This is a genomic window from Nostoc sp. (assembly GCF_041747015.1).
In the GTDB taxonomy this organism is placed as follows: domain Bacteria; phylum Cyanobacteriota; class Cyanobacteriia; order Cyanobacteriales; family Nostocaceae; genus Nostoc.
Genome location: NZ_JBGTFY010000308.1, coordinates 1 through 10,046 on the forward strand (window position 1 = coordinate 1; position 10,046 = coordinate 10,046).

At 39.2% G+C, this 10,046-nt stretch carries 7 protein-coding genes; 4 read left to right on the plus strand and 3 right to left on the minus strand.

Annotated elements, in window-relative coordinates; translation table 11 throughout:
* Nucleotides 1-338: 338 nt before the first annotated feature.
* Nucleotides 339-1,937, minus strand: a complete 1,599-nt coding sequence (locus tag ACEW80_RS24660; protein ID WP_373529118.1) for a hypothetical protein — start codon at nucleotides 1,935-1,937, stop codon at nucleotides 339-341.
* Nucleotides 1,930-3,090, minus strand: a complete 1,161-nt coding sequence (locus ACEW80_RS24665; protein ID WP_373529119.1) for a DNA cytosine methyltransferase — start codon at nucleotides 3,088-3,090, stop codon at nucleotides 1,930-1,932. Before ACEW80_RS24665 ends, ACEW80_RS24660 begins: the two co-directional genes overlap by 8 nt.
* A gap of 298 nt (nucleotides 3,091-3,388) precedes the next feature.
* On the opposite strand from ACEW80_RS24665, the gene eis reads away from it, so the two are divergent.
* The 4 genes from eis (at nucleotide 3,389) to truB (ending at nucleotide 9,058) form a co-directional block, all read left to right on the plus strand.
* Complete coding sequence (gene eis, locus ACEW80_RS24670) at nucleotides 3,389-4,567, plus strand: enhanced intracellular survival protein Eis (protein WP_373529120.1); 1,179 nt, start codon at nucleotides 3,389-3,391, stop codon at nucleotides 4,565-4,567.
* 349 nt (nucleotides 4,568-4,916) lie between these two features.
* Nucleotides 4,917-5,840, plus strand: coding sequence for a DMT family transporter (locus tag ACEW80_RS24675; RefSeq protein WP_373529121.1), 924 nt, complete (start codon nucleotides 4,917-4,919; stop codon nucleotides 5,838-5,840).
* A gap of 371 nt (nucleotides 5,841-6,211) precedes the next feature.
* Complete coding sequence (locus ACEW80_RS24680; protein WP_373529122.1) at nucleotides 6,212-7,876, plus strand: alpha/beta hydrolase; 1,665 nt, start codon at nucleotides 6,212-6,214, stop codon at nucleotides 7,874-7,876.
* Between the two features lie 297 nt (nucleotides 7,877-8,173).
* Nucleotides 8,174-9,058 (plus strand): tRNA pseudouridine(55) synthase TruB, encoded by an 885-nt coding sequence (gene truB / locus ACEW80_RS24685; protein WP_373529123.1) that lies wholly within the window; start codon nucleotides 8,174-8,176, stop codon nucleotides 9,056-9,058.
* 369 nt (nucleotides 9,059-9,427) lie between these two features.
* On the opposite strand, the gene ACEW80_RS24690 is transcribed toward truB, so the two are convergent.
* A partial coding sequence (locus ACEW80_RS24690) for a response regulator transcription factor (RefSeq protein WP_373529124.1) occupies nucleotides 9,428-10,046 on the minus strand: 619 nt, incomplete at its 5' end.

The following is a 10,046-nucleotide window of genomic DNA, read 5'->3' on the forward strand; positions in this document are numbered from 1 at the left end:
ATGTTTGAAAAGTCATCCAACGTATGTTTGACTACTCTGGCTATCGAGAAGTTAAACGAGATAATGAGAGTTATGGGACTTGCGATCACTTCTCTAAGTTGCATTTAAGGCTCAAGCTGACACTTTTCAAACAACCTCTTAAGTCGAATGGCATTTTGAAAAAGCATTTAAGTATTTTGAAAAAGCAATTAGGTATTTTAATGAAGCAATTAAATATTTTGATAAAGTAATCAGCAAATCTACTTTACGTACAAACCTTAAGCTTTTGTAAAGTGATTTTGGGCTTCAGATGCTCAAGTTTGCTGTGTACATAGTGATGTGTCTAACCTTCGGGTTTCCTAGCTAGCAATAAGCGGATCAAGAATTGCTCGGCACTCATCAAAGCAGTCAAACTCATCACCGTCTTCCTTCAACCAACAAACAGCAATATGTCTATCAAACAGCAGATAATCTTTCATCCATGCGTAGCTTTTCAAGGAGTTCTGTAAAACAATAATTAAAAGAGCATTTTGTTTAATCTGTCCTTCTCTATAATATCTATACCTGTACTCATAGAGTTGGGCTACAGCTTTTCTCACCTGTTCAACAGCAATCGAGTCATCACTACTCTTCATTTCAAAAATAAATGTTAAATCAGTCTGATTTTCAGGATTGAAATAAGGTAAAGAGGCTCTTTCTATGTAAGTATTACTTAGAGGCAATCCATTAGGGTATAAATTTGTGATATTCTCTAAATCTGCTAGTAGGTCAATCAAATCAGTCTCCCACGGTTCTAAGCCAGCCCTCAACAAAGAATCTCTCATCTTACGAACAAGCAGATCATGCCATGCGTTACGACGTTCTCTTAGTATCCTTGTTTCTTCTGGATTGACTATCCTTTGAGATTCTATTCTCTGAAATGAAGCATTTTTATGGCTTCTATCAACTCGCCTACGTTGGGGTAATTTTGAAGGTTGGTGAATACCAGTAGATTCAGTCTTAGTCAAAGCTTCAGGGATGAGAAAAGATGGACTTATTAATATTTCTCCAGCAATTCTCTGGACTTTATCTGAAGAAAGAGTCTTGCAAGCATCAAAATAGTTAGCCCATTTTCCAGAAGCCAGAACTGTATATATCTGACCTATGGTATCGCATTCATTGAAATCATCAAAGAAGTTGTCTAGTGATTTGATTGCTTCAATCTGCAAATTTCTATTACTGTTGAGAATAAAATCATTATATGGATAAAGTGTTAGATTATTAGATTTGTCTACTTTGAGCAGTCCAGTTGCTTCCAGAAATGGAAATCTTCTCTCACCACTTAATACAGGCAACTCATGAGATTGGAATCTTTTCAAAGCATCAGTTAGCTCCTCGATATCTGGGGTTGGTTTATCTCTTAGTTCTTGACAGTTGACCAAAGTATAAACTTCTTCAGGTGTAACACAGATAGAGTCTTGTAGAACTCCTTGTAATCTGGCTTTGGCTTCAAAAATTTTAAAGATTAATCGTAGCGGACACACTCTGTATCCATCTTGAATTAGAGAAAGAGTTTTATCTTGTGTCTGATGTTCTATACTTGGAGTCAGTCGATTATACTGTTGTCCTCTACCGTCAGGTCTTTGATAGAGACTTAACTGTAGCCTACAAAATGCTTCTACATTTGGTTCGGAGCCAATTAAGTAAACTTTTGCAGTCTCACTGATATGACACTTCCATACTCCTTCCTCAAGTGTGATGTGTCCAACTCCCAATATTGATATATATATGGAGTAAATATCTCGAAATGGAGAGCGTGCAGTAGTAGGTGATAATAACCTGAGAGATTCATCAAATCTATCTCGATCAAGAGGCTTGTTATCGAAAGACAGAAAGACTTGAGCCAACTTGACTAATCTACGCTTCCAATCTTCTAAATCGGAAGCATGAATTTTATGACTAAACAAATCATCAAGCATAGCTATATTTTAGATAATCTAATCCTAAATAGTTAACTGCATCCTCATATGAAAGAGTGAGCAGTTCATTAAATAGGTATTTGCGAATATGTCCTGCCAATAATGCTGCAAAAAGGGGAGGAACTGCATTCCCTACTTGCCTTATAGGATGTCTACTTGTTCCACTAAATTCCCAAAAGTCAGGAAATGTTTGTATTCTTGCAGATTCTCTTGGTGTAACCTCACGGGGGATATAGGGATGAATATGTCCTTTCCCTCCTCCAGCATCAGACCCTACAACAATGGTAAAACTCGGACGATCTGGATTAAGCTTATTGATACGAGTCTTGGGATCACGTTGCCCAAATTCTAAGGAAGCATACCTGTCTATAATTCTTTGACTATGAACCCGACCTCTATGATTTGGAAGGTTAATAAGTTCAGGCTCCTGTAAACTTTTTAGGATTTCTTTAACCGTTCTGTAAGGTTTCACGAAACCTCCATGAGTTGGAGTCATAGGTGGAACATTAATTCCTCTTCGACTCCCAATTAAAAAGATTCGACTTCTAAATTGTGGGATACCAAAGTCAGCTAACTCATACTTATGGAAAGAGACTGTATATTTTCCATTTTGAGATAATCTATCTAATAACTCAGTAAAAACTGAGGACTGATCATATGTTTTTAATCCTAAGACATTTTCTAAAATAAAAGCCTCTGGTCTTAATTCATTAACTATCCTTACAAACTCCCACAGTAAGATCCCCCGTTCATCTTCCAATCCTTTGCGTTTTCCGAATACTGAGAAGGCTTGGCAAGGTGGGCCGCCGTACACTAGAGAAACCTCTCCTTTTTTTAAGCTTGTAGCTTCAAGAATCCTTTTGCCACTTACATTACAGATACTATCTTCAACTACAACTGCTTTCTCTAAAAAAGTATGGACATCAGTTTTTGCTCCCCAATCTCTATTTGATCGTAAAGTAATACAGGAGTGAGTATCATTTTCAACACAGCAATATGTTTTGAAGCCTGCAACTTCAAGCCCAATATCCATACCTCCGCCACCACTAAACAAGCTAATTGCGGGAATAGATGAAAAGGGAGTACAAGGTACTGGCTCATAGAGTAATCTTGCCACTTTCAAGTTTGCAGTAATTTGCTCAAGAGTTTGCATGAAACCACAATCTTTAATTTAGAAGTATAGTCTAACGTAACGACCGTTAATACAAAGGCAAGAACCGTACTTGTCCTTTCCCATTCCTCTTCTTGGCTACATTCATCTAAAACCAGCCATCCGGCTCAAGATATCTGCTAAAAAGTAATGCACTTTGCATCAATAAAAAATCAGCCTTATCGAATGGTATGTTTATTTCCGCCACATTATGTATTAAATAGTTGGTGAAGCAATCAAGTAACCCTCGTTGTAGTATGATTCTAGTTTTGTAATATTAGTAATAGTAATGGTAGAAGAGATGATGCCTCAATTTGAATACAGCACTCTCGCCCATCCACAGGATATTCAGCAGCTGGGATATATCCTTAATCAGTGTTTCATCAGCGCCCTTAGTAGCGAAGAAGTTTACATCAACCTTATTGGCGTAAAAAATTTCCGCATTATCCGTAGATTAGAGCAAGTGGTTGGTGGACTGGCAACTCTCGATATGGGTCAGTGGTGGGGTGGTGTGCGTGTACCAATGACAGGAATTGCCGCAGTAGGCATTGCTCCAGAATATCGCGGTTCGGGAGCTGCGATCGCTCTAATGCAGCACACTCTCAAAGAACTTTATGCTAGAGGAGTTGCTATTTCCGCCCTTTATCCAGCTGTTCAAAGCTTGTACCGAAAAGTAGGGTATGAGCAAGGGGGTAGCTGGTGTATTTGGGAAGTTGCTACCAAGAATATCCAAGTGCGAGAGCAACCTCTACCTTTAGAACCAGTGGTGCCCGTTAATCATGAAGTTTTTCATGAGTTATATCAGCAGCAGGCGAGACTAACACATGGATATTTAGACCGACATCCAGCAATCTGGGAACGGTTAATCCAACCAGACGAGAAGGAAATACTCTACGCGTATTTTATTGGTACTAAAGACCAACCCCAAGGTTACATCATCTTTACTCAAGAGCGAACAGAAGATGGTGAAATTCTCTGGGTGAAAGATTGGGTACTCCGCACAGTTGCAGCTGCACAAACCTTCTGGTCTTTTCTAGCAAATCATCGTTCCCAAATTCACCAGGTGCGATGGAAAACTTCTGCAATTGATTCCCTAACATTGTTACTACCAGAGCAAACAGCTAAGATGTGGCGTCAGTTTCGCTGGCTGCTAAGGGTGATAGATGTAGTCAAAGCGCTGGAGCTGCGGGGTTATCCATTAGGAATTCAAGCTGAACTGCATTTAGAAATTCAAGATAATTTGCTAGCTGCAAACAATGGTAAATTTATCCTCTCGGTCGCTAACGGACGTGGTGAAGTTACAAGAGGTGGAAAGGGTGAGTTGCAGCTAGATATCCGAGAATTAGCGCCACTATACACAAGTTTGTTCACTCCTTACCATCTACAACTAGCGGGAAAACTAGATGGGACGGAAGCGGCTATCTCAGCAGCTACGCAAATATTTGCCGGTGTCTCTCCTTGGATGGCTGATTTCTTTTAAATGGGGGATTTAGAACGTTTTGCTATGGACAAGAGGACTTTTTAAACATCCTCTTAAGGACTTTAAAATAAAAAACAAGGAAACTACTTCTTGTGGGGTAGGTGTCTCGTTCACCCCACAAGATTAGATAATTTATTTATGGGAAATCTCTTACTAATGGTACTTACGATCGCACGATTTGAGTCCGGCAGCTTGTTAAAGGGAAAATCTTCCGGCTTCAGCTTAGGTATTACGTGAAGCGCTCTAGGTGGTTAATATGCTTACCTCTACAAGAGTTTGATAAAATTTAGATATGCAAATTAGATATGTTTTAACTTCTGATCAGCCCTACTTTGAGTAGGATATTTTAATGTCACTACATCAAAGTTCTGGTCGCTGGCGCTTAGGGCTAGCATTATCGTTACTAACAGTTTTATTGTGGGGAATTTTACCTATTGCACTTGCAGTAACTCTGCAAGTACTTGATGTCTACACCGTCATTTGGTTTCGGTTTTTAGGATCTTTTTTACTACTTGCCATGTATTTAGGAATAAGTAATAAATTACCTAAGCTAGAACAACTGCGCTCTAGTTCTTGGAAACTATTAGCGATCGCTACACTATTCTTAGGGATTAATTACTTTCTATTTATGCAAGGTTTAGCACTAACATCACCTGCTAATGCTGAAGTTCTCATTCAATTATCTACCCTTTTATTAGGTTTAGGAGGGTTGGTGATTTTTAAGGAACGTTATCGGCTGTATCAATGGATTGGTGTAAGTGTATTGATTTGCGGTTATCTCTTGTTTTTTCATGAACAACTCACAAATTTAATTACAGCGCATGGCACATATATACTAGGTAGTGTTTTGATTGCGTTAGGAGCAGTAGCATGGGCTATTTATGCTTTAGCACAAAAGCAGTTATTACAATCTTTATCTTCTCCTAGTATCATGCTGATTATTTACGGGAGTTGTGCTTTATTATTCACTCCTTTAGCTAGAGTAAAATCACTTTTTATACTTGATAATTTGCACTTAGGAATGTTGATTTTCTGTGCTTTAAATACTCTAATTGCTTACGGTGCTTTTGCAGAATCATTAGAACATTGGGAAGCATCACGAGTAAGTGCAGTATTAGCTTTAGCTCCCATTGTGACATTAATAGCAGTTGCAGTTGTATCAGTTATTGCCCCTTCTTTGATACCACCAGAGCGCTTGACTATTATAGGAATATTAGGAGCGAGTTTAGTCGTCATTGGTTCAGTAGCGATCGCATTAGGAAAAACGGATTAATGAAAATTAGTTCAGAAGTTTTACTGAGTTTTAAATCTAATGAATTCGTACCATATTCAAAGCTACAACATAAATACTGAGGCAGAGTATTTATTTAGTTGTTATGATTTCGTCGTGAAGGCAAACTATTTGAGTCAAACTCTTGCAAGATGGATAGTTTACCTATCTATATGACTCTGTAGTATCTAAATTTTGACTTTATAGCCACAGATAAACATCTATAAAATTGAGGCTAATAATTTTAATTAAACCAAGCAGGGTGCCCGAATAACTACCAAAGCCAACACCTGAGAAAACCAGACTACCGAAACAGTTGAGCGATGAATAGTTTGTTTGGTAATTGGGCCAGCAGCCTAAGAAAAAGTTTCTTATTGCTGGTTCTTTCAACACTGCTGCCAACCTTTGGAATTAGTAATTCTGTCTTGGCAGCAGAGCGGATTTATGCATCTTATTCAGCTTTAGAGCTTTCCATTTCAGTCTCCACTTTAGAAAACTACGCCAAAATAGGTGTAATTAACGAAGACTTGGCAGCCTATCAGCAATATCTGCCTCTACAACAGCTTCAGGAATTGCGGCGGATTTTACTCAATCGTGTGAAAGTTAGTCCGGTAGTAGTTTCGCAACTTCTCTACACACCGCAAGGAGAATTTTTGCTGCATCGGTTGGCGCAAGTGATTAAAACCAAATCTCGTCAGCCAGAACCAAAATTTGATACCTTGCGCTCGGCGCTAATTTTAGCCTCTGCTGAATCAGGAGGCTTGACACTTTTGAATGTATTGCGTAAATATCCTACTAGCAGCATTCGCCTTGATGTAGCAGAGGTTTTAGAAATAGCTACGGAATTGGAGAAACTTGTTAATCAAACCCATCGGGCGATCGCAGTAGTTTCCCAAAGGTCTAAGATAGAAGCTGTTACCATCAAACAACCAAACTTATCACAATTACCCGATTTACAGATTCCGGGAAAGTTGAAGTCGCAAAAATACACTCTAAAGTTTTTTGACTCAACACGCAATCGGCTTTTATTAACCGATGTTTATATTCCTAATATCCAGAATGCTGCATCTGTAATTGTGATTTCTCACGGCTTGGGTTTAAACAGCAGCAACTTTCAATATTTAGCCACTCACCTAGCTTCCTATGGATTTGTCGTCGCCGTTCCCAATCATCCTGGTAGCAATATTAAACAATTGCATTCACTGCTGAATAAACGCGCCATTGAAGTAGCAGAACCAAGTGAATTTAAAGACCGACCAATGGACATAACATATATATTGAATCAATTAGAAAAAGGTAATCAATCTGATTCACGATTTAAAGGTAGGTTAAATCTGCAACAAGTTGGAGTATTTGGTCAATCCTTGGGAGGCTATACAGCCTTAGCCTTGGCAGGTGCTAAAATCAACTTTGAGCAACTAAAACAAGACTGTCAACCAGCAGCCCTGCAAAATACCTGGAATATGTCTTTATTGCTCCAGTGTCGCACTTTAGAATTAAGGGTCGGCAAGTCTGATAAGGATTATAACTTGCGGGATGAGAGAGTTAAAGCTGCGATCGCAGTTAACCCAATTACTAGTTCTATTTTTGGCAAAACTGGCTTAAGTCAAATTAAAACTCCAGTAATGCTCATCAGCAGTAGTGATGATACAGTCGCACCAGCTTTATCCGAGCAAATTTTACCTTTCTCCTGGCTGGCAAATTCACATAAGTATCTCGTCATGCTTGTAGGTGGTACTCATTTTTCTATCATCGGCAACGGCAATTCTGTAAATCAGCAAGTAGCATTACCTGCCGATATGATTGGTGATGCTTTCCAAGCGCGTCGTTACATGAATGTTTTGAGTTTACCTTTCTTTGAAACCTATGTTGCAGCCAGTCCGCAATACATTTCCTACCTCAACGCCGCCTACGCCCAAAGCATTTCTAGTAAATCCCTTGGTTTAAGTCTCGTCAAATCATTGAATACAACCGAATTAGCACAATTGCTGGATTTAAAAGGAGCCAAACCCGTAAAAAAAAAGTCCCCAACACCATAGTCAGCTTCGGATTTTGGATGTTGGATATTGGTGTTGCACTGCTGCACGTAATGATTTTTATTTAACTTGAACAGGCCTAATTAATAGGAGCATTCCAAATGTGTAAATTTACCTTCTAATCCTCTCTGCGCCTTTGCGCCTCTGCGTGATAAAAAATATTTTTACGAGATGTTTATTTGTATTTTTGTAAAATTACGTTTAGAAAATTAGAGTCTCAATTTTTGCTTGCACTTCTTCAATTAGAGTATTATATTAATCAGTATTTTATAGAATTTAGAAGCTGTAACTATTGATTTTGTGCTATTTCAAGGTTTTCTCAACTTAAACAAACCATTTGACTGGACTTCCCACGATTGCGTCGCGCGGGTGCGAAAGCTGTTGCGCCTCAAACGTGTGGGACACGCAGGAACCTTAGATCCAGCAGCTACCGGAGTTTTACCGATCGCACTTGGTAAAGCCACAAGATTATTGCAATATCTGCCAGAAAACAAAGGTTATAAAGCCACCATTCGCCTGGGTGTGCGTACCACAACCGATGATTTACAAGGTGAAATCATCACTTCTCAACCTTGTGCTGGATTGAGTTTGGCAGAGGTAAAAACTGCATTGTCACAATTTGAAGGCAAGATTGAGCAAATACCACCTAATTACAGTGCAATTCAAGTGGAAGGGAAACGCCTCTACGACTTAGCACGTAAAGGTGAAATAGTGGAAGTTCCAGCGCGGACAGTGGAAGTTTTTCACATAGAAATCTTGGACTGGCGAGAAGGAGATTTTCCCGAATTAGATGTGGCAATCGCCTGTGGTTCTGGTACATATATTAGAGCGATCGCTCGTGACTTAGGTGCAATCTTAGAAACTGGTGGCACTCTTGCAGCTTTGCTCCGCACCCAAAGCAGTGGTTTCGATTTAACAGATAGTCTCACTTTGACCGACTTAGAAACTAAACTACAAGCTGGGACATTTCAACCTTTTGTAGCTGATGCAGCTTTACAACATTTGTCATCTGTGACTTTACCAGCAACATCTGCTTATAAATGGTGTCAAGGTCAGCGAATTTCTTTAACTTTCGATATTTCCGAAATAGTGCGAGTTTATGATCAAGAGACTCGCTTTTTAGGTATTGGGCAATTACAAGACGAAGTATTGATTCCCCAAATGGTTTATGAACCGATTTCTTAAAACCTTCAAAACAGAATTAAGTGGTAGGCACGAAAAAACCAAACTATGTGAAGATAAGTAAATCATGTAAATTAAGTACAAAGTTAAAATCAAAACTCAAACACCCTCATGCTTTTACTCCTAACTTCTGCTGTATATTCCCTTTCCACTTGCGGAAATGCCGGATTTGCGTGAGGTGATGTAGTGATATTTTTACGTGATATCCGGGTTGGAAGATAGCAGTTAAGTAATTTATCATAAATTATGAATTATGAAGTTTGAATTAAAAAAATCCAAACTTGACTTCACAATTCATAATTTACTAGTTTTGAGTTTTGAGTTAGGACACTGTAACTCAAAACTCAGCACTTCAACAATCATCAGCAGGGTTTAAGCCATTTGATTTTCAATCGCCCAACGCGCTAGTTCAGTGCGGTTGTGGAGATTAGTTTTGCCCAACATATTGGACACATGGCTTTCAACCGTGCGCTGACTAACATTTAGTTCTTCAGCAATTTCCCGGTTAGCTAAACCCCTAGCGACAAACTGAACTACTTTCAGTTCGGTTGGGGTTAACTGCACATCGAAGGGAACCTGGATACGGGAACCGCTTTCGCCTCCTTTTGCTTGGTGTTCTTTCCAACGGATAGTTTGTTTCAGCGAGGATTCAACTTGCGCTACGAGTTCTTCTGGTTCAAAGGGTTTGACCATATAAACATCAGCACCTTTATTCAGACCCTTAACTCGGTCTGCACTTTGTCCCTTAGCTGAAAGGAAAAGAACCGGAATCCAGCTGGTGCGTTCATCTTGCCGGACTTGTTCTACAAAAGTATATCCGTCCATTTCTGGCATCATCACGTCGCAGATAATCATGTCTGGAACATCTTGCTCTAAAATTTCCAGAGCTTCACGTCCATTTTCAGCGGTGATAACTTCATATCCCCGGAATTCCAAGTAATCCTTCACCAGCAAGATGAGGTTAGGGTCATCATCAATCAATAGAAGTCGT

Coding starts and splice junctions, on each gene's coding strand:
- ACEW80_RS24660 (WP_373529118.1), bottom strand. CDS start 1,937: ATGCTTGATGATTTGTTTAGTCATAAAATTCATGCTTCCGATTTAGAA.
- ACEW80_RS24665 (WP_373529119.1), bottom strand. CDS start 3,090: ATGCAAACTCTTGAGCAAATTACTGCAAACTTGAAAGTGGCAAGATTA.
- eis (WP_373529120.1), top strand. CDS start 3,389: ATGATGCCTCAATTTGAATACAGCACTCTCGCCCATCCACAGGATATT.
- ACEW80_RS24675 (WP_373529121.1), top strand. CDS start 4,917: ATGTCACTACATCAAAGTTCTGGTCGCTGGCGCTTAGGGCTAGCATTA.